The sequence below is a fragment of the Nostoc sp. NZL genome (assembly GCF_015714705.1).
Lineage (GTDB): Bacteria > Cyanobacteriota > Cyanobacteriia > Cyanobacteriales > Nostocaceae > Nostoc > Nostoc foliaceum_A.
On record NZ_WBKL01000123.1, the window covers coordinates 1 to 23989 of the forward strand.

General features: G+C 41.8%; 22 protein-coding genes and 1 pseudogene. 11 read left to right on the plus strand and 12 right to left on the minus strand.

Annotation, left to right across the window (positions count from 1 at the left end):
• On the minus strand, positions 1-221 hold a 221-nt coding region (locus F8R90_RS17595; RefSeq protein ID WP_196511794.1), incomplete at its 3' end, for a helix-turn-helix domain-containing protein.
• Between the two features lie 45 nt (positions 222-266).
• Here F8R90_RS17595 and F8R90_RS17600 point away from each other — a divergent pair.
• Both F8R90_RS17600 and F8R90_RS17605 read left to right on the plus strand, forming a co-directional pair.
• Positions 267-1196: a M23 family metallopeptidase gene (locus tag F8R90_RS17600; protein ID WP_196511795.1), complete on the plus strand. Its 930-nt coding sequence runs from the start codon at positions 267-269 to the stop codon at positions 1194-1196.
• A 121-nt stretch (positions 1197-1317) separates the two neighbouring features.
• Entirely contained in the window at positions 1318-1857 is a 540-nt protein-coding gene (locus F8R90_RS17605) for a late competence development ComFB family protein (protein ID WP_196511796.1), read from the plus strand.
• A gap of 59 nt (positions 1858-1916) precedes the next feature.
• Here F8R90_RS17605 and F8R90_RS33710 read toward each other — a convergent pair whose 3' ends face one another.
• On the minus strand, positions 1917-2549 hold the full coding sequence (locus F8R90_RS33710; RefSeq protein ID WP_331000677.1) for a L,D-transpeptidase: 633 nt from the start codon (positions 2547-2549) through the stop codon (positions 1917-1919).
• A gap of 693 nt (positions 2550-3242) precedes the next feature.
• On the opposite strand from F8R90_RS33710, the gene F8R90_RS17620 reads away from it, so the two are divergent.
• From F8R90_RS17620 to F8R90_RS17630, 3 genes are all read left to right on the plus strand, one after another.
• Positions 3243-3395, plus strand: a complete 153-nt coding sequence (locus tag F8R90_RS17620; RefSeq protein ID WP_196511797.1) for a hypothetical protein — start codon at positions 3243-3245, stop codon at positions 3393-3395.
• Between the two features lie 368 nt (positions 3396-3763).
• Complete coding sequence (locus F8R90_RS17625) at positions 3764-4420, plus strand: sigma-70 family RNA polymerase sigma factor (protein WP_181928358.1); 657 nt, start codon at positions 3764-3766, stop codon at positions 4418-4420.
• Positions 4421-4577: 157 nt separating this feature from the next.
• A complete protein-coding gene (locus F8R90_RS17630; RefSeq protein WP_196511798.1) occupies positions 4578-5192 on the plus strand; it encodes an anti-sigma factor family protein in 615 nt (204 codons plus the stop codon).
• Between the two features lie 16 nt (positions 5193-5208).
• Here the strand turns inward: F8R90_RS17630 and F8R90_RS17635 are convergent, their stop codons facing one another.
• Positions 5209-5664 carry a gamma-glutamylcyclotransferase family protein gene (locus F8R90_RS17635; RefSeq protein WP_196511808.1) on the minus strand — a complete coding sequence of 152 codons (456 nt, stop codon included), beginning with the start codon at positions 5662-5664 and terminating at the stop codon, positions 5209-5211.
• A gap of 168 nt (positions 5665-5832) precedes the next feature.
• On the opposite strand from F8R90_RS17635, the gene leuS reads away from it, so the two are divergent.
• The gene (leuS, locus tag F8R90_RS17640; protein ID WP_196511799.1) at positions 5833-8454 is read left to right on the plus strand and encodes a leucine--tRNA ligase; all 2622 of its coding nucleotides are present in this window, start codon (positions 5833-5835) and stop codon (positions 8452-8454) included.
• A gap of 1610 nt (positions 8455-10064) precedes the next feature.
• Positions 10065-11216: a pyridoxal-phosphate-dependent aminotransferase family protein gene (locus tag F8R90_RS17645; RefSeq protein ID WP_196511800.1), complete on the plus strand. Its 1152-nt coding sequence runs from the start codon at positions 10065-10067 to the stop codon at positions 11214-11216.
• Between the two features lie 364 nt (positions 11217-11580).
• Here the strand turns inward: F8R90_RS17645 and F8R90_RS17650 are convergent, their stop codons facing one another.
• The 5 genes from F8R90_RS17650 to F8R90_RS17670 all read right to left on the minus strand — a co-directional run bounded on the left by F8R90_RS17650 (position 11581) and on the right by F8R90_RS17670 (position 16399).
• The gene (locus F8R90_RS17650) at positions 11581-11808 is read right to left on the minus strand and encodes a DUF2949 domain-containing protein (protein WP_012410503.1); all 228 of its coding nucleotides are present in this window, start codon (positions 11806-11808) and stop codon (positions 11581-11583) included.
• A gap of 506 nt (positions 11809-12314) precedes the next feature.
• Positions 12315-12821, minus strand: coding sequence for a DUF192 domain-containing protein (locus tag F8R90_RS17655; RefSeq protein ID WP_196511801.1), 507 nt, complete (start codon positions 12819-12821; stop codon positions 12315-12317).
• Between the two features lie 160 nt (positions 12822-12981).
• A complete protein-coding gene (gene nblR, locus F8R90_RS17660) occupies positions 12982-13668 on the minus strand; it encodes a response regulator transcription factor NblR (RefSeq protein WP_190889880.1) in 687 nt (228 codons plus the stop codon).
• A gap of 382 nt (positions 13669-14050) precedes the next feature.
• Complete coding sequence (locus tag F8R90_RS17665) at positions 14051-14968, minus strand: NAD(+) kinase (protein WP_190889878.1); 918 nt, start codon at positions 14966-14968, stop codon at positions 14051-14053.
• Positions 14969-15400: 432 nt separating this feature from the next.
• Positions 15401-16399, minus strand: coding sequence for an SDR family oxidoreductase (locus tag F8R90_RS17670; protein ID WP_196511802.1), 999 nt, complete (start codon positions 16397-16399; stop codon positions 15401-15403).
• A 54-nt stretch (positions 16400-16453) separates the two neighbouring features.
• On the opposite strand from F8R90_RS17670, the gene F8R90_RS17675 reads away from it, so the two are divergent.
• Entirely contained in the window at positions 16454-16621 is a 168-nt protein-coding gene (locus tag F8R90_RS17675; protein WP_196511803.1) for a hypothetical protein, read from the plus strand.
• Between the two features lie 45 nt (positions 16622-16666).
• Here the strand turns inward: F8R90_RS17675 and petM are convergent, their stop codons facing one another.
• Entirely contained in the window at positions 16667-16771 is a 105-nt protein-coding gene (gene petM, locus F8R90_RS17680; protein ID WP_109009093.1) for a cytochrome b6-f complex subunit PetM, read from the minus strand.
• Positions 16772-16980: 209 nt separating this feature from the next.
• On the opposite strand from petM, the gene pdxA reads away from it, so the two are divergent.
• Together pdxA and F8R90_RS17690 are read left to right on the plus strand one after the other, a co-directional pair.
• The gene (pdxA, locus tag F8R90_RS17685) at positions 16981-18069 is read left to right on the plus strand and encodes a 4-hydroxythreonine-4-phosphate dehydrogenase PdxA (protein ID WP_196511804.1); all 1089 of its coding nucleotides are present in this window, start codon (positions 16981-16983) and stop codon (positions 18067-18069) included.
• 324 nt (positions 18070-18393) lie between these two features.
• Positions 18394-18879 (plus strand): hypothetical protein, encoded by a 486-nt coding sequence (locus F8R90_RS17690; RefSeq protein ID WP_196511805.1) that lies wholly within the window; start codon positions 18394-18396, stop codon positions 18877-18879.
• Positions 18880-18934: 55 nt separating this feature from the next.
• Here the strand turns inward: F8R90_RS17690 and F8R90_RS17695 are convergent, their stop codons facing one another.
• Together F8R90_RS17695 and F8R90_RS17700 are read right to left on the minus strand one after the other, a co-directional pair.
• A complete protein-coding gene (locus F8R90_RS17695; RefSeq protein ID WP_196511806.1) occupies positions 18935-19711 on the minus strand; it encodes a protein rep in 777 nt (258 codons plus the stop codon).
• A 359-nt stretch (positions 19712-20070) separates the two neighbouring features.
• On the minus strand, positions 20071-20790 hold the full coding sequence (locus F8R90_RS17700; protein ID WP_190889874.1) for a response regulator transcription factor: 720 nt from the start codon (positions 20788-20790) through the stop codon (positions 20071-20073).
• Between the two features lie 541 nt (positions 20791-21331).
• Here F8R90_RS17700 and F8R90_RS17705 point away from each other — a divergent pair.
• On the plus strand, positions 21332-23704 hold the full coding sequence (locus F8R90_RS17705; RefSeq protein WP_196511807.1) for an NACHT domain-containing protein: 2373 nt from the start codon (positions 21332-21334) through the stop codon (positions 23702-23704).
• A gap of 34 nt (positions 23705-23738) precedes the next feature.
• On the opposite strand, the pseudogene F8R90_RS17710 reads toward F8R90_RS17705, so the two are convergent.
• Positions 23739-23989: pseudogene (locus F8R90_RS17710) on the minus strand (ISKra4 family transposase); the annotation flags it as partial.

Below are 23989 nucleotides of genomic sequence, written 5' to 3' on the forward strand. Positions count from 1 at the left end.
GATATGTGTAATATTTCTGCTATTATTTCATCAGTCTTGCCATCCGCAGCCATTAGTAATGTGTGTGCACGCCGAATTTCTCTGGCTTTTGCTGAACCCTTTTTGACTAGAGCCAGTAGTTCTTCCCTCTGTGATTCACTCAGATTAATTTGATACTTTTTGCTCATACACCCTTTTTCCTTCTTCTGCGATCGCTTGTCTGCTTGTGAATACCAATGCATCCACATTGCTATTTAATCACACTTGATTATAACCCCGCAAAATTAATGGGACAGACCACTAGTAGTTCAAACAAAAAGTTGCTTGGTTTTGATGTAAAAAGTTTGACCGCCAATCGCCGTGCAATAAATGTGTTAAAGGGAATATTTGCTGTTCTCCCTCTCACTTTGGCATTGCCTGTAGATGCTTTACAAGTAAAGGTGACTCCAACTAATCCTAAATTAGGGGATACACTCTCGGTGGAGATTAATCTAGATAATCCTGAGAATGGTACAAATCCAACAGTAGCGAGTGGTAAGAATACATACCCAGCTTTTGAAATTGCGCCCAATCAGTATCGGGCCTTTGTGCCCACAACACCACTAGAAAAAGCTGGAACTAGAACACTTAGGGTTACGGGAGATGGTCAGGTGCAAAACTTGGCAGTGAATGTGCTTAATCGCAAATTCCCCGTACAACGCATTACTTTACCACCTGGCAAAGCCGGAGTGGGTGCCACAGAGCTTGAACTTAAGCGGGTGGCAGCTTTTAAGGCGTTACAAACACCAGAAAAGTATTGGAATGGAGTATTTCTGAAACCAAATGCAGGGCGTATGAGTACAACCTATGGTGTACGTCGCTACTATAATGGTACATTTGCAAAGGACTACTATCATCGTGGTCTTGACTACGCTGGTGCTACCGGTTCATCGGTAATTGCCCCAGCCGCTGGGCGAGTTGCTTTGGTAGGTAGGGTATCCCAAGGGTTTCGGGTTCATGGTAACGTAGTTGGCATTGACCACGGTCAAGGAGTAACCAGTATTTTCATGCACCTGAGTCGTATTAACGTTAAAGAAGGTGATGTTGTGAAAGCTGGTCAACTAATTGGTGCAGTAGGTTCAACAGGTGCTTCCACTGGGCCACATTTACACTGGGGTCTGTATGTCAACGGACAATCTGTAGATCCAACACCTTGGCGAACTAAGGTCGTTAACTAGTAGAGACGGAGTTGATCGCGTCTGTGCATGATTTGTGTTTTTTTTGCTGAGAATTAGGCAAAATAAATTGGATTGATACCGTCCCTACCTTGCTTGGCTAACATAAATGATGATAAGCATTATGAGTATCGAAAAAATTGTAGAACAAGCTCTCCAGGATGGTTATTTGACACCAGCAATGGAAGCAGAAGTCGGTAGAATCTGTGACAACGCTTCAGAACTCTCTATTGAAGAGTATATGGCGCTAGATCGTCTGATGGGTTCGCTATTAACTGGTGAGGTAGTGGCGGTACCTCGGAAACAATTCATTAACGTTATGGAAGAATTGGTACTGACGGAAGCGATCGCACGAGTCGCAGAAATTGAAGCCACCAGTGAAAGTTCTCTAGATGTTGGAGATATTGCCGCTTACGCTCTCAATCGTCTACCACCTTTGTATGATACTACAGAAGAAGGTGCTAACTTCCAGCGCCAAACGGCTCAGGCACAACTGCAAGACTTAATTTCTCAGCAAGTAAGTGAGGCGATTAATCGTTACCTAGATCGACCCAATTTCTTCCCAGAACGGCAAGCCTTAGGTAAAAATACTGGCAATGAGGTTGTACGCCAAGTTAGTGCTTTACTCCAAACATACGCACCTAGCTTTGAGCAAAAATTATAACTTTAATAGTCATTAGTCATTAGTCTAAAACAAATAACTAATGACTAATGACTCTATAATTAATCACGTACTAACACTGTTGTACCTAAACTCACTTGCTCATACAACAATCTAACATCAGAATTACGCATTCTTAAGCAGCCGTGGGACACAGCCGTTCCTACTAGATCAATCTCTGGTGTGCCATGAAAGCCAATTTCATTCCGTCCATCTGACCAAAAACCAATCCATCTGTCTCCCAAGGGACTATCTGTACCAGCCTCAAAGACTTTGCCTGTAATTGGGTGACGCCAAATTGGATAGTGTCGCATGTGGATCACCTGGAAAGAACCTGTGGGCGTTTCCCAACCTTTCTTACCTATAGCGATTGGGTAGCTTGCTATCACTTCATCTCCAGCGTATACATAGGTGCGGCGATCGCTTAAATCAACTACTACTTGCGTCTTAGCATCTGCAAGCCTATTAGATGGTATTTGTTGGGCTGAAGCCTTAGACCATAGAGCTTTTGGCCAACTATCCGCAACTGGATTTTGTCTTTCTGCTTGTGCCACCAGCTGCGTCTTAGTTGGTAGGTCGGTTGCTTTAGCGATATTCTTCTTAATGGTTTGAGGCTGAGTTTGAGGCTTAATAGTAGAAGGCTTAAGTGTAGATGCCTTTCGATTAGTTAATTTCGCTACAGGTTTCTTAATTATTTTCGACTTAGTTTGAGACTTACCACCAGAAGACCTGGGTGTAGAAGCCTTCCCAGTCGTTGCTTTCGCTACATTCTTCTTAATTATTTTTGACTTAGTTTGAGGTTTAAGAGCAGAGGGCTTTGGTGTAAATTCCCTCTTCTGGGCAGTTGAGCCTTGGGTAACTTCATCAGCTGGCACAGATGCACCCAGTGCAATTTCCCCTAAACTCACTTGAGAAAGATTCGTGTAGACTCCCTCAGGGCGGCTTCCCTTGGGATTGGTTCGGGTAGAATCTCGCCGCATCAAAGTAGATGCAGACTTATCAGACTGCCGTTCCGCCGTAGTAATGCGCCAATGGACACCTAAAGATAAAAATGCTGTGCCAAAACAGAGCAACATTACCATCCGCCCTACAGATTCATTTCTTACCATTGCCATTGCCTATTGTTTATCCCTGACATATCCAGCCGAGCAATTGGATGTATTCATCATCCTATTATCAAAAATTTATCAATACTTATCATTTCCGTTATAAATCTGCCAACACCTCTGGGCAAACTAAGACTATGCGAATTGTCCCAGCGGCAAAACTTCAAGTAAGCAACCTCATTCCTCAAAAGTTCTGGAGGTTGTAAGCCAATACTTAGACTTTCTGGTGGAACTTTTGAAATGTAGCAATCAATCATTAGTGGTGTAGGTGGGAGAAAAACCATGTTTGAAAAACTTTTGCTAGCAGTCACAATTACATTTTCCCTTAATTTATTTTTTCAAGTTCGCGTACCAGAGCAACATACCTCTGGTGCTACCTACGGGTCACAACCAGAACAATCAGTAACTATTGTGGTAACAAAATCAAAAAAATAAATCACCATTATAGTAACCACAGCAACCCAACTTCCAGAAATTATTACCTGAATTTTAAAGGTATCAAGAAGTTAGAATTACAAAATTTTTATCTTCATCCTTATAACCAGATTTAATTATCTTTATCAAGCGTATATACTCAGTTGCGAAAAGTATCAAAATGTGCATGTTGCTGCGCCTTTATTCGTTGATGGGTGCAAGGGCAACTATGCGAACAGTATAAGGAAAAAGTGGCTCCCCTTATTGCTATAAATGTATCCAAAATTATATGCCTCAGTGTTCCAGTCATAAATCCGTCACCTTAGCATGGAACTTCTGCCCCATTAGCAGGTCTAATAGATAGGGATGATTTAGAGCCAGTACGATCTATGAGTCAGTCGATTACTGTATCCTGGTCAACGGTTGATGCAAAGTATCCAGAAGCATCAGTGCAAGTTGACAAACTCCCTAATCACGATTTAATTTTGCGCTGTCAAGCGGGACTGCGACCAGATCGTGTTGCGTTTGCAGAACTATTACGCCGCTATCAAAGTCAAGTTGATAGAGTTCTATATCACCTAGCTCCAGATTGGGCTGACAGAGCCGATTTGGCCCAAGAAGTTTGGATTCGAGTGTATCGGAATATTAACCGATTACAAGAGCCTGCTAAATTTCGGGGCTGGTTAAGCCGCATTGCCACCAACTTGTTTTACGATGAGTTGCGGAAACGCAAGCGGGTTATGAGTCCTTTGTCACTAGATGCTCCCCGCTCGTTAGAAGATGGCGAGATGGATTGGGAAATCGCTGGCGATACCCCAGGGCCTGAAGAAGAGCTGACAACTCGAGAATTTTATGAGCAACTGCGGGAAGCGATCGCGGATTTACCAGAAGTCTTTCGTACTACCATTGTCCTCAGAGAAATCGAAGGCATGGCATATGAAGAAATTGCCGAAATCACTGGAGTTTCCTTAGGAACTGTGAAGTCAAGAATAGCCAGAGCTAGATCGAGACTGCAAGCTCACTTGCAGAATTATCTAGACTCCTAATTTACAGTATCTTGCCTCTGTCCAATGGCAGAATTTAAGCATTGATTAAGAATTCCCAGAAAGATGTAGATCGCTTCTGCCCTAAGGAGGAAAATTGGCTAATTTCTCCGAATTTCCCGCCCAGTTTACCCGTGTATGAATTGGTAATAATGTTAAGATGACTACTGATTCTCAGTTTTACGACCGTTCTCCTTTGCAACTTCCTCAAGATTTGTCAGATGGAATGGCCAAGCATACCAATGAATCAACGGGTCTTATGGATATGGTGAAGCGCGATCGCTTCGAGTTATTGAGTGCTTACCTCGATGGTGAAGTCACAGCCCCCGAACGCAAGCAAGTAGAAGAATGGCTGGCAAATGATGTCTCAGTTCAATGCTTGTATGCCCGACTGTTAAAACTGCGCCAAGGCTTACGGACTCTCCCAGTGCCAACAGCCCAACAGTCACCAGAAGAAACAGTTCAGCAAGTATTGGCACGTTTGCGCCGCCGTTCCCGTTTAAACTGGATGGTCGGAGGTACAGCTGTTGCTGCTTGTGTAATCGGTGCAGTATCAGGTTTATTACCTATTGGTTCGAGTCCGACACAACTGGCACAACGACCACAAAAAGAACCGATCCAAACGTCCTCAGCGTCTATAATTCCACCTTCCACTCTGATGGTGGGACTAAATAACCCGGTAATTGAAATTCCTAAAGCAGCAGTAGCTTCTCCAAAAAATTCAATCTATCCGGTACAGCCGCAACGGCACGACTCCAAACAGGACATAAACTAATCGCATAGTTAACAGTTCACAGATCATAGCTGTACTTTGTGGTTAAACTACAGCCACTCCACCAGCCGCCAGGTTGGAGGAAGCCCCCTAATTGGTCAACTCGGTCTAAAGTCATTAAATAAACCCAAGCCCAACCCAGAGAGAGCGACTGTGGCTCATAAACCTCGATAATTTGTCGATTATAGAGGTTTTCTACTGGTTGTCTATTGGGCTGGTAATCTTCCAGCACATCTAGCTCATTTAAAATCCTTGGGTTGGGAAAAGAGAGTAAATAACCGTGAACTTGTCCATCCCCTAGCGTCATGGCTGGGTAGCCCATTGGCATAGCAAACAATTTACCTTGTACAAAAGCTCTTTTGACATCAACTACTTTGCCATCACAATATTTTTTATAGTTAGCTTCACCTGGTTTCAGTGTGCCGTAGACAAAAACCGGCACTAAATCAGAAAATTTTATATTTAACTCAGCCATATAAACCTTCATCAAATGACTCTTGCTATACCTGAAAGGCTCGCAGTTTGCGCCTAATCAGGCTGATGCTCCCTCGCACTTACTTATATATAAATCTGTGAGTAGTTGACCTACAATATAGGTTGACCTAACAGGTTAACCTAGACAGACCCAGTAGGAGAATTTTTGGTGGATTCCCGATATAACCCAGCAGCAATTGAGGAAAAATGGCAAAAAACATGGGTAGAACTTGGCTTAGATAAGACACCTACAGCTAGCAAAAAGCCAAAATTTTATGCTTTATCCATGTTCCCTTATCCATCGGGCAGCCTACACATGGGTCACGTCCGTAATTATACTATTACGGACGTGATTGCCCGTCTTAAGCGAATGCAAGGGTATCGGGTAATACACCCAATGGGTTGGGATGCCTTTGGCTTGCCAGCAGAAAACGCCGCCATTGACCGTGGTGTACCGCCAGCAAAGTGGACTTATCAGAATATGGCCCAGATGCGGCAGCAATTGCAGCGTCTTGGTTTATCCATTGATTGGGAATGTGAACTTGCTACCTGTTCACCAGACTATTACAAGTGGACGCAGTGGATTTTCTTGCAGTTTTTGCAAGCGGGGTTAGCTTACCAAAAAGAAGCAGCAGTAAACTGGGACCCTATTGACCAAACTGTATTGGCAAATGAGCAAGTCGATAACGAAGGACGTTCTTGGCGCAGTGGGGCAATAGTTGAGCGCAAATTGTTGCGGCAGTGGTTTTTCAAGATTACCGACTACGCTGAAGAATTACTCAATGACTTGAATAAGTTGACAGGTTGGCCGGAACGCGTCAAATTGATGCAGGCAAACTGGATTGGCAAATCCACAGGCGCTTACTTGGAATTTCCCATAATTGGGATAGATGAAAAAATCGCCGTGTATACCACGCGCCCAGATACCGTTTATGGTGTCAGCTACCTAGTTTTAGCGCCAGAACATCCCTTAACAAAGCGCGTCACCACAAAAGAACAACAAGCGTCGGTAGAAGTTTTTATTAAAGAAGTTTCCAATCAAAGTGAGTTGGAACGTACCGCTGAAGACAAACCTAAGCGGGGTATCCCCACAGGTGGAGTGGCAATTAACCCATTGACAGGGGAAGAAGTGCCCATTTGGATTGCTGACTATGTACTGTATGAGTATGGTACTGGGGCAGTGATGGGTGTACCAGCACACGATGTCCGGGATTTTAAGTTTGCCAAAAATTACAATTTGCCAGTTGATTTTGTCATTGTTTCTCCAGATGATGTTGCAGGTTTTGACTTAACTCCAACATCAGAGATTGATGAAGTTACACAACTCATCCAAATTGAATACAATCAGGCATACACTGAACCAGGAATTTTAATTAATTCTGGGTCTTTTACTGGTATGACTTCCACAGAGGCTAAACAAGCAATAATTGAATACGCCGAACAACAAGGTTTTGGTAAAGTGCGGGTGCAATATCGCTTGCGGGATTGGTTAATTTCACGGCAGCGGTATTGGGGCGCACCGATACCTGTAATTCACTGTCCTAACTGTGGGATAGTACCAGTTCCTGATAAAGATTTGCCAGTACAGTTGCCAGAAGAGGTGGAATTTACTGGACGTGGCGGTTCACCTTTGACTCAGTTGGAAAGCTGGGTAAATGTGCCTTGTCCGACTTGTGGCACTCCAGCGAAGCGGGAAACTGACACAATGGATACTTTTATTGATTCCTCGTGGTATTTCTTGCGGTTTCCTGACGCGAAGAATGAACAACAGGTTTTCGATTCCAGTAAAATAAACGACTGGATGCCAGTTGATCAGTATGTAGGTGGGATTGAACACGCGATTTTACATTTGTTGTATTCGCGGTTCTTTACTAAGGTTTTGCGGGACAGAGGCTTGTTAAACTTTGATGAACCATTTCAACGCTTGTTAACTCAAGGTATGGTACAGGGTTTAACTTACCTAAATCCGAATAAGGGTGGTAAAGATAAATGGATTCCTTCTAATTTAGTAAATTCAGCCGACCCCCGTGACCCTCAGACAGACGAACCATTACAACGTCTCTACGCCACTATGTCTAAATCAAAGGGTAACGGTGTAGCACCAGAAGATGTAATTGCTAAATACGGTGTAGATACAGCGCGAATGTTCATCTTGTTCAAAGCGCCGCCAGAAAAAGACTTGGAATGGGATGAAGCCGATGTGGAAGGACAATCTCGCTTTTTAAATCGGCTTTGGCGTTTGGTAACAGATTATGTTGCTGCTGGGGTATCCCGTAAGAAAGCCCAACTCGCTGATTTAACTAAGGCAGAAAAAGAATTGCGGCGGGCAATTCATACGGCTATTCAAGCAGTAACGGAAGACGTGGAAGATGAATATCAATTCAACACAGCGATTTCAGAATTGATGAAGCTGAGTAACGCCTTAACTGATGCTGACGGCAAAAATTCACCAATTTATGCAGAAGGTATTCGGACTTTGGTGGTTTTACTAGCACCATTTGCACCACATATTGCTGATGAATTGTGGCATTTATTAGGTGAAAATAATTCAGTTCACACTCAAACTTGGCCATTGTTTGACCCTGCGGCTTTGGTAGCTGATGAAATTACTTTAGTGATTCAAGTTATGGGGAGAACTCGCGGCTCGATTCAAGTACCAGCACAAGCAGATAAAGCAGCGTTGGAGAAATACGCCCGTGAGTCAGAGATTACCCAACGTTACATTGAAGGCAAAGAGATTAAAAAGGTAATTGTGGTACCTGGGAAGTTAGTAAATTTTGTAGTCGGCTAATAGTAGAGGGGAGAGAACACAGTCTGGTATGACGTACTGAAAATCTGAAACGTCTATTCCCTCTAGCCCTACGCAAATTGCTTAAGGGAGGATTATCCTTTTAATCCGCTCTTTAGTAACTAAGTAAGTAGGCGAGAATAAATCAAAGTAGGTTAAGTAATGTAAAAATTTTGAGATGAGTTTTATAGTGTAATACAGTTCAGTGGACGCAGAGAGAAGAAGCAAATGCTTAACTCAACCGTATTGTTTTATAGTCTACCCCTTTCCCTTTGGGGAAGAAAGCTATGCATAGCATCTCATAGAGAGCGGCTCCAGCCTTCATTTGAAGACTAAAGTCCTAACTCCTCACACATACAAATCTTTAATTATAGGCTCGCATTTATGACGGCACTGATGCTAAAGCCATGAAGCATGTGTTGCAAGAAGTATTGTAACAATAGTTTTTTCTTTAGTATATGTGTATTTAAAAACAACTGTATTATTGTCCAGAGAGTAATACTGTTTTATTTATACACGAAAAAGCGCTTGAGAGTTTTGCTCACTCAAGCGCTTTTTCGTAAAAGCTTATACCAACTCACTCGTTTGATGCAACATTTGAAATCTGCAACACTCCCTTGGCAGGGAGTATTGCGGGGATAACTTGTGACAAACATGTTGTGAAATGGTATCACTCCTTGCACTAACTAAGAATATCTCTTTTGCAAGAAAATCGGGGATCTGGTGAGTGACAGTTTATGAACTGACACTAGTTAAAAACGACTCACCATGAATGGTAACTAACAAGACTAAGCATGATTGTAGCGATTTTGTAAGTATAGTATAAAAACTTATGGTTTATTAACCATTGCCTACGGCTGAGTGCAGTTTCAAAATGTGCAGCAATTAGTAGCATAAATATTTCAATTTTGGCGAAAATGCACTGTAAACCATCAGTAGATAATTGTCATTAAGTAAGTGAAAGATGGCTTGGATATCGCCATAGAAGCGATTTAGACTAAAATAATTCATCACCTCCTCAATGGATAAAGGTATTCTTTAGTATTATTTAGAGGATGGCAACTTAAGAAAAAATTATCGACCGAAGCAGATTGAAAAGTTTGGGTTAGGTATCTTGTATCTCTTAGCAAACGGTGACATCCAAACCTTCCGCATAGTATAGGCGGTTACTTCCTCCGTTGAAGCAAAACACAGCTTTTTCACCAACGATTCCCGCTATATTCAGAACAATTTCGCTTGTTTCTATAAAAACAATAGAGGCAGATTATGGGTAAGATTTAAGAATTTATCATACCTGTACCTCATCTAGATAGACCTTTCACCCTTAGCTAAAATAGCCACTCCCCTACGAGCACACGCCTTAATCTTGCGTCTAGGTGTGTGGTAAGATTGCCTGGAACAGAGGTTTTATTTAAGTTGGAGTCTCGTATAAATTGCAAAGGTCAAGCTGACCGTTCATTAACTCCCACGATACTTTTCCTATGGATTTGGAAAATATACAACAAGTCTGGTGACGATCTGGGTGTAATTTTTAGATAAATATCTAGAATTTGCTACCACAATAAACCAACTTCACACAATTTTGACTTTTATTTGACTTTTAGGATAGACACATGAACGATAAGCTGATGCTAATGATTCCAGGCCCAACCCCAGTGCCAGAAGCTGCCTTACTGGCATTAGCCAAGCATCCGATTGGACACCGTACCAGTGAATTTAGCAATATATTGGCAGAGGTGACGGAAAACCTCAAGTGGCTGCATCAAACTCAAAGTGATGTACTGACACTAAATGTCAGTGGTACGGGTGCTGTAGAAGCTGGAATAATTAATTTTCTCTCTCCAGGCGATCGCATTTTAGTTGGTTCTAATGGTAAATTTGGCGAACGGTGGGTAGAAGTTGGTCAAGCCTACGGTTTAAATGTAGAAGAAGTTAAGGTGGAATGGGGAAAACCCTTAGACCCCGCAGTATTTGCTGAAAAACTCCAAGCAGATACCCAAAAGCAAATCAAAGCCGTAATCATCACCCACAGCGAAACCTCTACAGGTGTGTTGAATGACCTAGAAACCATCAACCGCCACGTTAAAGAACACGGTGAAGCTTTAATAATCGTTGATGCCGTAACCAGCTTGGGTGCGTTCAATCTACCCGTGGATGCTTGGGGCTTGGATATAGTCGCCTCCGGTTCCCAAAAAGGTTATATGATTCCACCGGGATTGGGTTTTGTCTCTGTCAGCCCCAAAGCTTGGGAAGCATACAAAACTGCAAAGCTACCGAAATATTATTTGGATTTAGGCAAATATCGCAAAGCCACAGCCAAGAATACAACTCCATTTACTCCGCCTGTGAACTTGATCGTAGCGCTGCACACCACGTTACGAATCATGAAAGAGGAAGGCTTGGAATCAATATTTGCTCGACACGAACGGCTTAAGAATGCTACCCGTGCCGCGATTCAAGGGTTAAATTTACCCCTGTTTGCAGCAGATAGTTCCGCTAGTCCAGCGATTACGGCTGTAGCACCACAGGGAATTGAATCGGATAAGATTCGGTCATTGATGAAAAAACGCTTTGATATTGCCCTGGCAGGTGGTCAAGACCATTTAAGTAACAAAATATTCCGCATTGGTCACTTGGGTTTTGTGAGCGATCGCGATATTCTTAGCTGTATAGCATCCTTAGAAGTTACCCTAAAAGAACTTGGCTACGAAGACTTCACCCCTGGATCTGGTATAGCGGCAGCAGTTAGAGTACTTACACAATAGTCATTGGTCATTGGTCATTTGCAAAAGTCAAATTAAAAGAGCGAGTTAAATTATCAACTCGCTCTTTTAATTTGTCTATAAATGAGTAGAAACCGCCAAAGTTAATAAACCTATAAATCAACCTTTGCACAAGGTAGAGTGGATGTGACATGCCCCAATTTTCCTAAATTATACCAAGTTACTCTAAATAGTATTATTTGCTCTGGAGACAGTCGGATAGCTTCTTTGACACAAAACAAGACTAATTTTGGCAACTTAGTATGATACTAACTAAATTGATATAAATAGTATTATTTAAGATTCTGATAATAGCCTTTTGGTAGAGACTTTTAATGCAAAATCCAAAATCTAAAATTGGTACGACCTATGCCGTCTCCAGCCAATCATAAATTTGTTCTAACTGCTCTAAAGTAATTAACCCATACTGCCAAAGAATCATTGCCAAAGGCCCTGGGTCTTGCTCCCGATGGCGAAGCGCCACCGCCAGCGATGCCGTGGAAATTGCCAAATCTTCTTGCAAAAAATGAATCAGTCGAGAATATTTTGATGGTGACATTTGTATCTCACCTCCTTGTGCAGAATGTATTGTCATATATTAGTTCACCATTGCTCGGTAGCCAGTAGCCAGTATTTCATCTGTCACTGTGCCGTTCTCGGCTATACATCCCAGCACAGTTTTTTAGATTTGCCTTCAAGAGAGGCTTCTCATAGAAGGTCTGAGAAATAGGAATTTTAGTACAAATCAACTGCTCGATTTTTAAGCAGTATTTTTACTTAGTTAAATTGGATCCATCTTGTTTATTTTTGTGCGTTATTTAATTACACATGTAGTAACAAAGATTCCATAGCCTATACTCTCTTATTGGCGACTATTTACACTTACGCCCAAGGGAATATTTTTGCCAAACCTTAAGACTACGATTTCAGGTTGGAGACAGTAAAATTTTACATTATTACCACAGTTTTTAAATAGTAGCGTTACAGATGAATTTTTACCACAAGATGTGACATTTTTTACAAAAAAAACATAGATTTAGATAGTATAGGCTCTGAACAGAGCAACTATGCAAATCTTTATCCCCGCACAGCACCGTAGTCTCAAAACTCAATTTTGACAATATCGCCCACTTTCAACTTCAATTCGGCAGATCTTCCAGAGCGAAGTTCAATCACCTTATCGATTGGTGTATTGGGGCCATAGGTAGGACAAGGCTCACTTGCACAAGGAGGTGCAGCAGCTTGAATATATTTAACTACACCGTTCTGTAAAAATACCATATCCAAGGGCACAGGTACATTCTTCATCCAGAAACTAACTGGTTGTGGTGAAGGGAACCCAAACAGCATCCCCCGGTCATCTGGCAAAGCTGGTCGATACATCAACCCCATCGCTTGCTGTTGTGGCGTCTGCGCCACTTCTAACTGAATCGTTGTGCCATTAGGAACAATGGCTTTAGCAGAAATTGGTAGTTTTTGACCTAAACTCTCTGGTGCTGGATTTTGAGAACCAGATGTGAGGCTGGGAGGTTTAGCTGTTGTTGGCGCGGAACAGCCTATCAGAAAAATACTCAGCAACATTAAGAGCAAACTTAGCCTACGACTCATAATTATTTCTGATTTTGTAATTTAGATTTCAATTTTACAGAATTTAAGCTAGAAAACCTACGGCTTTTATTCGTACCGTAATAGATAGCTGTTTTCAACCCCAATTAGACAAGGGGCAAAATTCCCTTGTTAAAGATAGGTAAACTTCCGCCTTACTGTACTAGGATTCTCTCAAAACGTATCCTACGCCTCGCACTGTTTGAATGAGGCGCTTTTGACCTTCATCTTCAATTTTTAGGCGCAGATAGCGGATGTAAACTTCAATTACATTCGACTCACCCAGGAAGTCATAACCCCAAACATTTTCTAAAATTTGTTCGCGGGTTAACACTTCACGGGGATGTTCCATTAAGAATTTTAATAGTTCAAATTCCTTCATTGTCAAGTCAATTGCCCGTCCGTTGTGTATGGCACGGCGAGTTGCTATGTCTAAAATCAGATCCCCAAAGCGTAATTGCTCCGTGGTATCCACATCGGGTTTTAAGTAGAGGCGAATTAACTTCAAAAAGTCTTCTGAGCGGTAAGGCTTGAGGATGTAATCATCCGCTCCAGCTTCTAGACAAGCTACACGATCATCGACTGTATCCCTTGCCATTAAAATCAATACAGGCGATCGCATACCAGTGCCTCTCAGATTTTTGCACAATGAGAGTCCTGATTCTCCTGCTAGCATCCGGTCTAAAACAATTAAAGCAGGCTGGCGATCGCGACAGTGTTGTAAACCACTGGTCGCATCATGAGCCAAAATTGATTCATAGCCGGCTTCTTGCAAATCACAAGAAAGCTGATTTGCTAGGCTCTCATCGGTTTCAATCACCAAAACACAGGGACTTTGAGCAACTGTCATAACAATTTGGGATATTGGATTTGGGATTGTAAAGATATTCCAGCGAAAATCTTTACATCAGTTAAAAGTGCAATTACGAGTTTTTAGTGATGGAGCAATCCTGATTTGACGTGCTGCTAAGGATCTTTTAGCACGTTCAGGCATCAGCCATCGAATTCTCAGATGCAATCTTAATAACTAAATCCAAATACCATCCCTACACCAGTAATTCTGGAAGGAAATCACCAAACTGGGTAGAGGGGAGAAATCAATTCAAAATTCAAGAACTCTTGCTTTCTGCCTTCTGCCGACGCTCTCTACGAGACGCTGCGCGTAGCAAGATCCCTGTAAGGGTACGCGGACTCGCTACCGCTGCACTATCCTGCCTCCTGCCTTCTAATAACTACGGCAATTCTACCGAAGTTGGTTTAGCAATATGTGGCAAACCCCAACCTAATTTTTCTCGCAAAATTCGGAAAAACTCAGGTGGTTGCAGGCGAATAAATCGGGCACTATATTGCGATCGCTCCATATATACTCTATCTTCTGGTAGAACATAGCACCCTCCATTTCCATCGACGACCATCACCAGCCGAGGAATGTTGACTGGGTAGATATTAACCGATTCAGTATCTGGAAATACTAGTGCTCTAGAAGCTAGGGAATGTGGGCAAATGGGTACTAGCTGTAAAACAGGTACGCCAGGTGTCACAACTGGGCCACCAGCACTCAATGAGTAAGCTGTAGAACCAGTAGGCGTAGAAACAATCACACCATCTGCCGCAATATCTACTGGTGCATGACGCCCTATGGCAATTTCAAAATGGCACATAGAGGTCAAAGGTTCACGGTGCAGAACCATTTCATTCAAGCAGAGGGCTTCCCACAGCACTGCTTCTCCCCGAAACACTTTGACGGTGAGCATGACTCGTTCTTCAATTTCATACTCACCTGCCATCAGCTGTTCTAGTGCTTGGGGCAATTGATTTAGGAAGGTTTCCGTCAAAAATCCCATGTGTCCGGTGTTCACCGTTAACAGTGGAATACCACAGGGGGCTACCTGACGAGACGCTGCTAAAACAGTGCCGTCTCCCCCTAACACCACTGCAAACTCCATATCTGAGTCAAAACCAGGGGGCGTTAGACCGTCAATGGGGGTGTGGCATACAGGACTCTCTGGGTTAGAGTAGCCCAATATTCCACCGATACTTGATGTGATACACACATCCCAACCGGCAGCGGTTAGCTTGTCTTTCAACTCGATAGCGACACGACCCGCTATCGGTTTAACGTCATTGTAGATAATGCCTGCTTTCGGCACACTTAAATATCCAAGTTTAGGCGGTGCTTTGTATTATGTAATCCTTACACATTTTGGTCATGTAGTCATTAATCTAGAGTCAAATATCCAGAGTCTAGAGTGTGAACTACCCCAATCTCTCAACGGACGGGGCTTCCCAATTCACCGGAAATAGCCTCTCTTGTCTCCGTAGTTCTATTGATCTGACATCTCCTCCTCTTGTCAGGAGTACTGGTTTCCAAGGCCCAAATCTTCCTGTTGCAACACATACCTTATCAGCTTGGTTTTCGCTTATGGCATTAATGGTCAAGATACTAAACCGACCCTACCATCACAATCCCTAGCTTATGAGTACATTGTTCGCGTTAGCGTCTGTCTGCGACACGCTGCGCGAACGCAGAGAAGGTGGGGACTTCAGCAATCCATTAACTACTAATATCTGTTTTGTAATGACTATTGACTATTGGCTTTTGAAGACTGTTTAAAAGGAGTTTTTTTAGGTTTCTGTTTTTTATTTTTATTTTTCTGGTAATCTACCTCTTTGAGCTTCTTCATAATTCGGCTGAAGTACTCTTGTAGATAGTTTTCTAGGGTTGTGGTTTGTTGCTGATCTAAACCAAAGACTGTATAGACTTCATCCATTGAAGCATTTAACTGTTTACCACTGGCTAATACTTCTGTAAACGCTAGCCTGTCCGCTACGTTCCATCCCCACTGAAAGAACCGCATTAAGCCCCGAACAGCACGAAGCAAGTTTATTGGCATCCGCGTTACCCTCGCGTCTTTTCCAGATAAGCGTTCGCACAGGTTGATGATTTCTTCTGCACTCCATGCACGAGTACCGACTACAGGAAAAGCTTGGTTTTCCGTTTCGGGCACACTCAATGCACGGATTGCAAACTTAGCAATGTCCTGAGTGTCCATATAGGCGATGGGAGAAGAATTACCTGTTACCCAAACTGGCTGTCCTTCCAAAATGGGAATCCCGTACTGGCCAATTAACCCTTGCATAAACCCAGCGAGGCGCAAGATAGTATAGTTCAAGCCAGACTCAGCCAGGAAAAGTTCTGTACACCGCTTAATTTCCATGAGCGGTACTTCTGGGTATTTATCAGCATCTAAAATTGAAAAGAAAATAAAACGCTCTACACCCGCTGCTTTTGCGGCTTGAATCAATGCTACTTTGCCGTCCCAATCCACTTGTTTGATACTCAGTGAATCTGTAGGGCGAGATGTTGACGCATCAATAACTTGAGTTACACCTTCTAATGCTTCGGCTAGGGTATCGGGATAACGCAAATTTCCCGGTACGAGTTCCGCACCCCATTCTTTGAGAAAAGCTGCTTTTTTACTGCTCCGAACAAGACAGCGTACTTTATATCCCTCATCGATTGCACGACGAGCCACTTGTCTTCCTAAGGTGCCAGTGGCACCGACGATTAATAATGTCATGAGGGTTGTAATAAATTTTAATGTTTTATGAAAAGAATGTTATCAGAATAACCTATGCAAACAAAAGTTTACATCTTTTCTCAGAAAATCGTTTTTTATGGAAAAATTCATGGGAAAATTGCTGTCCGTTTAACGGACAAGCTTTTTTCCCAGTTAGCGAAAAATATGAACGCCGGCTTGAGGCAAACAGAACTTTTCGATGAAAAAGGGAGTGGGAAATAGGGAGAATAATAACTCCTAACTCCTAACTCCTAACTCAGCACTCAATTATTCTTCTCCGCCCTGAATTTTCAGTAATAAAGCACCTAAGCCCCAGCCCACGAAGATTAAACCGAAGGACAATAGAGCTGCATTCAAAATTTCGCCACCCATTGGTGTGATTCTCCTTATCCAAATTAGTGTGTGTAAACTAGGTCTAGCAGAAGCTTTTCAATAGTTGCTGTAGGATTAGACCTGTGTAAATAATTTTAAACTAGTTTAGCAAGTAATCCCTACTGGTTTGGGGGGGCAATCCCTACTGTGGAGCGGTGGAGATGGGGAAATGTGAGAAAAATTAATGATAATTATTATGAATAAATTTTATGTATCAAAATAATCAAGGTAATTTAGTGAATTTTCGCCAAGATGACCGCCCACGTTTGGCGTTGACGCTAGGAGATCCGGCGGGGATTGGGCCGGAGGTGATTTTGAAAGCTTTAGCAGAGCCAGAAATTAGTAAAAAATATAACGTTACAGTGGTGGGTAGCTGGGATTTGCTGGCACAGACTTATCACAAACTGAATTTAACAGAGAATTTAGCACCTTTGGCAAATACAGACGAGTTGTCAGTCAGCGATGTGCAGTTAGATAGGGAAATTAAAGATGAAATTATCCCAGGAATAGGTAATGCGGCGAGTGGTGCGGCTAGTTTTGCCTATATGGAATATGCGATCGCTCAAACACTCGCTGGTAAATTTGATGCTATTGTCACAGGGCCGATCGCTAAATCTGCTTGGAAAGCCGCAGGGTATAATTATCCAGGGCAAACGGAACTTTTGGCAGAAAAATCAGGTGTTGACCGTTTTGGGATGTTATTTGTAGCGCGATCGCCCCATACTAATTGGACACTCCGCGCTTTACTTGCCACCACACATATTCCCCTACGTCAAGTAGCCGATACATTGACACCGCAGTTGCTGACACAGAAATTGGATTTGCTGGTGGAGTGCTTGGAGAAAGATTTTGGGATACAAAATGGGAGAATTGCGATCGCAGGTTTGAATCCCCACAGTGGCGAACAGGGACAACTTGGACATGAAGAACAGGATTGGTTAATTCCCTGGTTGGAGCAAGAGCGGCAAAATAGACCACAATTACAGCTAGATGGGCCAATACCGCCAGATACGATGTGGGTTAAACCTGGTCAAGCTTGGTATGGAAATTCTTTAGTACAAAATCCTGCTGATGGCTACTTGGCACTTTACCACGACCAAGGCTTAATTCCTGTGAAGCTGATGGCGTTTGATCGGGCAGTTAATACTTCTATTGGTCTTCCTTTCGTTCGGACTTCACCGGATCATGGAACAGCGTTTGATATTGCGGGTAAGGGAATTGCTGATGCTACGAGTATGAAGGCAGCGATACATTTAGCGGCTGAGTTGGTTAGTCAAAGATTGGCTAAAATAAATTAATTTTAGAACTTAATTATCGAAGGTATTTCATAGCTTCAAGTGAAGGCAATTTATAAATACCAGCCATCCGTTTATTCGGGCGACTGGTATTTTTTTGTGCTTTTTGAATTATGGCAAGGATAGGCTAACGCCTAAAAGATATGAAGTATGCATTTATCTACTTGCTTAGTTGCGGGGCTTCTTTTTTATCTCTCTGAGTGAAAAGAAATAAAGAGCTTTACTCCAATAGTCGTGGTACTAAGACGCCTTTTTTTCTTTTTCACTTCGGGCTGAGGGAGGTGTAATTAGTGTGCTTTTCAGAGTTTAAATTTTTAGGAGTTAATAATGAATTTACCTGAAACTGTTGGATACGTTCGTACTGACCTTCAAAGTCTTCATGATTGGACTAATCATCAATTTGGCATGAAGTCAATGTCTTCTAGTCGGGTTGCTTTTGATCGAACTCACAAATGGTTTGGATACGAGTTAATACTACTAAAGCCTAATGCGAAAATCAAGAAAGGACATTGGGATGCGAGGGTTAATCGACTTGGCGATCGCATTCTTCCAGGATGGAATTGTGCCTTACTCTGCCATTATCGTCCAGGTGGTGGTATGAGAGAACACTGTGACCACTCCGTTTTTGAACCTCTGGTAGCATTAGTCAATATTGGACGTGCTACTTTCCGCATTGATAATCAGGAATATCACCTTGAAGATGGTCAGGTTATCCGGTTTAATTCTAATATTCTCCATGAAGTACTTCCGGTTGTATCTGAACGCTGGTCTTTGTCCTTTCGCCGGATTAAGCCACAGCATCTACGGTTCTAAACTTATGTAATCCTTTTCCTGTAAGGATTATAGGGCTATTCTTATATCGCTGATGTCACTCTATATTAAATCTTTGTAACTTGCGCTCCCATCGGAAATACAAACTTTCCCCATCCACCTCGTCTGTCTCTTCACTTTCATTAATGAGGTCTTGGTTTTTCTCCTCTAACTCGCGCATATACTGCCTGAGTATACCCCCAACAGCGATCGCTCTAGTTTTATGCAGTTGACGGGTTAACTCTAGAAACCATTCTCTATCACCCACCAAATCTGACTCTTTCACCTGATACTTGAGAATTTCTGGGATGAGTAATGACGGGTTATGATGCTTTGCGATCGCGCTAGTATGAATAATTGGCTGGTAATCAATTCGTAAGCACTGCTGCCACAACGCTACCCATTTGGCATGAGAAAGATAGCCATGACTGAAGTACGAAGGCGGTACCATTGCCAAAATATGTAAATGCGGGTGTGCTGAAACTCCATCTCTACCTTTAGTTACTTCTATAGACTTTACCCAGCCTTTTGCAGGCCATGTTTTCAATTCAGTCAATCGCTTAAAAGCTTTATTCATCGAATCCAAATTTTCCCTGAGTTCCTGAATCTGGCAATTCTTTACAGTCAAGGTGACAAATAGCCAACGATGCTTGGGGTAATCAGTGACAACCTGTGGGAGAATTTTGTAAGCTCTTGCTTTCCACATGAGCGATCGTCGCCACTGACAAACTGGACAATGACGCACTCTACAGAATCGGGCATCTGATAGCTTTAACTTGAAAAAGCCTTCCGATTCATCTGGCACTAATTGAAACTTTAGTAACTCGGAACACATTCTCATCCGCCAAGCATACTCGTGAAAATAATGTTCGTTTGCTTTGGCGTAATAATGTAAGACTTTATCAGTATTAGCTCAGTGCTTGTCCCAAATTTTACCTAAAAGCGAAACTTCACTTAAGCTAGGTACATTTTGACTATGTTGGAACTTATCTTGAGAGGATATATTAAAAGCAATAAAGTTATTGTCTGAGGCTTGAGCAGACACGAAATTACCAAATCAGTTTGTATCAACGTCCCAAATTAACGCAAGTTATACGGTCAAGCCTCAGTAAAAGTATTTAGGTAAACAATTAAGACTAATGCTGACTCATCTTAGTCATTCTTGGTTATGAAGTACTCCTGAAATTGGAAAGCTCAAGAATTAGTATTTTCGTCGGGTGCTTCAAACTTATAACCATAGCCCCGCACAGTTTTAATAAATTCCGGTATGCTGGCATCGACTTCCATTTTCTTGCGAAGCTGACCAATATGCACATCAACCACCCGGCCATCTCCTACGTAGTCACAACCCCAGATTTTTTGGATTAGCTGTGGGCGACTCCAAGCCTGATTAGGATGACTTGCCAAAAAATGCAAAATATTAAATTCCAGTGCTGTTAAGGCAAGAGATTTATCGTTCAGTGTCACCTCCCGACCCTCTGGGTTAATTGCTAGCTGCTTGAAGACAATACGTTGTGTTGGAGAAGGGTTGATGTAGCGTATCCGTCTTAAAAGAGCTTCTACTCTAACTTCAACTTCTGCAAGACTAAACGGTTTAGTCATGAAATCATCAGCACCTGCACTTAAAATTTTAATTTTATCAGCCTCATCAGTCCTACTAGTTAGTATCAACACTAAAACATTAGTACGACTCTGCATTTCTTGACAGAGGCTATAACCATTAACATCCGGCAAATTCCAATCCAGAATCACTAAAGCTGGGTTGAATTGCTCAAACAATGATAAGGCAGTCTTACCATCTGCTGCCGACTCTATTTGATATTTTCGACTTAAAAAACGATAGACGAGATTTCTCACGCCGAAGTCGTCATCTACGATCAGAATTTTGGGAGTAGTAGCGGTAACCATAACCATAATGCTGCCTAGCCTATTGTAGATTGGGCGATTGGCTGTTACGCCAGTTTCGCCTTACGTGTTTCTGTTGAGAGTATATTCACGTGCGTCTCTGCTTAGTACCATCGTCACTGTAGTACTTGTGTACAATTAATTTTCCATGAAGTTTATGAAAACTTCAGCCATCGTAATGCTTATAAAATGTATAAGTATTGTATGATTTTTGTATAATTTTGAATTTGTATTGTATATTTTTTGACTTTTATACTTAAATCCAGTGTAATTAAAGAACATCTCTCTAACCGCAAATAGTCTAGAGAAACACAACGCCACAGCAATTACTACAAATTTGCACAAAGCACTTCCTGATTAATTAGGTATCTACAAAGGCTCACAAACGAATCTATAAGCAAATCTAGATTCTAAACTCCTAATTACCCAAATGTACTCTAGCCAACGGGTATGTCTTCTTAAAGAGGGTCTACGAGAATTTACTTTGGGTGCATTTATATGTAGCTACCCTCTTAAGCATATACTATACTACAAGTTTCAGCCTGAGACTATGACAAGCCAAGGACTGAGAGCATCACCAGAAGGTATAAGGGCAGCAAAAACAGCTTTAACAGACAAAACTTGGAGTCAACATAAATTAGCAACAGCTTTAGGCATTACACGTCAACCAGTTTCCAAATTCTTTGCAGGTGAGTCTGTTTCTCGCTCTTGTTTTGTGCAAATTTGCCAACAGCTAGGGTTATCTTGGCAAAAGGTTGCTGGCTTACCTGAAGATGTGGCATTTGAGGCAACTCCTAAAGCACAAATCAAAGGTGCTGACCTTGATACACTGGTGCGGGAAGTGCGGCAAAAGCGTCAAGATAAAATCCAAGACCAGTGCAACACTCTGCAAATGTTGGACATTGCCCAGACAATCCAATTGATGGACATTTACACCAATATTTATGTTTTAGAAGAGATAACTAGCCTGCAATGGCGAGAAATTTCTGACCTGTTGAAAGACTTCAAATCTGAATCAGACTTTAATCAACTCGCAGGATACAAGGGTCAGAGAAGATTACCAGGCTTGGAAGCAGTATTGCAGCACTCAAAACTGATGGTGCTGGGTAAACCAGGGTCTGGTAAAACTACATTTTTACAATATCTAGCGATTGAGTGTAACAAAGGCGAGTTTCAGCCAAACCGCATAGCAAGTTTTATTAGAGTGAAAGAATTTGCTGAAGATGCCAAAACAGACAGCGAATTCAATCTATTGAACTATATTACCCAAGAATTTCTTACTTGCGGTGTTGAACAGGAATCAACTAAAACTCTCCTGACTGAGGGCAAACTACTGATTTTGCTAGATGGATTAGATGAAGTACCAGCAAAAAAGGCAGATAAAGTCACAATAGAAATTCGGAGATTTACCCAAACTTTTTACAAAAATCACTTTGTTATTAGCTGTAGGATTGCTGCCCAAAAATATAGATTTCAGGGAGTTACTGAAGTTGAGATGGCAGATTTTGACCAAGAGCAAGTAGAAGTTTTTGCCAAAAAATGGTTTGTTGGAGTTGCTCTTAAATCTAGGGAAGACAATGAAGCCATAGGAAATTTATTTATTAATCAGCTGCATCTTTCAGAAAATCAACATATCCGAGAATTGGCGGTCACTCCATTACTGCTACATTGGATTTGCTTGGTGTTCCAAGCAAAAGATGAATTTCCTTTAAATCCAGCCAAGTTATATGAGCAAGCAGTGAATATTTTGCTGAACAGATGGGATGAAGTCAAAGGAATTAAACGCGATCGCGTTGCTCAAAATTTGACTTTAAAAAGCAAGAAAAAACTGCTTGTTCAACTTGCTGCTATTACTTTTGAGCAAGAACATTACTTTTTTGAGCAAGAAAAAATCCTGCAAATTATTGCTGACTATCTAGAACCTTTACAAAATATTAATTCAGAGGCAAGTCAATTTTCGCCAGATAATGAAGCAGTAATGAAAGCAATTGAGGTACAAAATGGATTATTGGTGGAAAGGGCAAGAGGAATTTACTCTTTTTCTCATCTGACGCTTCAAGAGTATTTGACGGCTAGGAAAATTGTTGAAACTTACTCAGCTTATGATTGGAACAATCTGGTCAGTCACATAACCGAAAAACGCTGGCATCAGGTATTTTTATTAACTGTTAGTATGTTGCTGGATGCTAATGAAATACTACAGATAATCAAGCAAAAGATTGATTTGCTAGTTGCTGGCGACGAAAGATTACAATATTTTCTAACCTGGCTGCATCAAAAATCTAGTTCTGTCTCTACGCGCTCTAAAACAGCTGGTGTTCGTGCCTTTTACCTCGTTTGCGTTGAGCGAAGCTCTTGCAATAGACATGATGCTTTTGTCTATACTTCTGGTTATGACCTTGAGTGTGCTCTTGTTGGTAACATCGCTTTTGACACTGACCTTGTACTAGATGAGTTTCTATTCAGTACTGTTGCCTGCATTAACGAGCTTGACTTTGCCTTTGAACATACCCTCAACGATACCCTTGATCATGCACATGCCCTTATAATTGCCTTTGATAAAGCTGTTGACATTGTTGTTGATCTTAAATTGAAGAAAGTGCTGCAAAAGCTTAAAAAGCAACTACCAAAAATAGACAGCAAACCAGAGAAATTTAGAGGCTGGTGGCAAGCTCAGGGTAAAGCCTGGGGTGCAGAATTAAGAGATGTGCTGATTAAGTATCGCAATATTGGTTACAACTGGCAGTTCAACCAACAGCAAAAAGAATTGCTTCAGCAATATTACGATGCCAATAAATTGCTGGTAGATTGCCTCAATAGTGCAGCTGATATAACTCCCATAGTGCGACAAGAGATTGAAGAGACATTATTATTAGCGATCGCAGATATTGAAAAAGTACGTAATTCCTATACTAATAGCTGAAAAATTTGGGAGCATCCACTTTTGGCAGAAAGACTTAAATAGTTAACAAACCATTGAGATAAGCACAACGAATAGAGAGGATGTGATTAACACTATCAACATTCCACTGTGCGCCAGAAATTTTAATTCTCGCACCAATTTGTTTAATAGCAGATTCAACTGCTCCAGAACCAATAGAACAAAGTTGTTCAGCCTGGTAATAGGCATAGTTGACAATACGAGAGCGATGTTTTTCAAGATAAGCAATGAAGTTCTTCGCCTGTTTACCTCGGCAATGAAGAAATA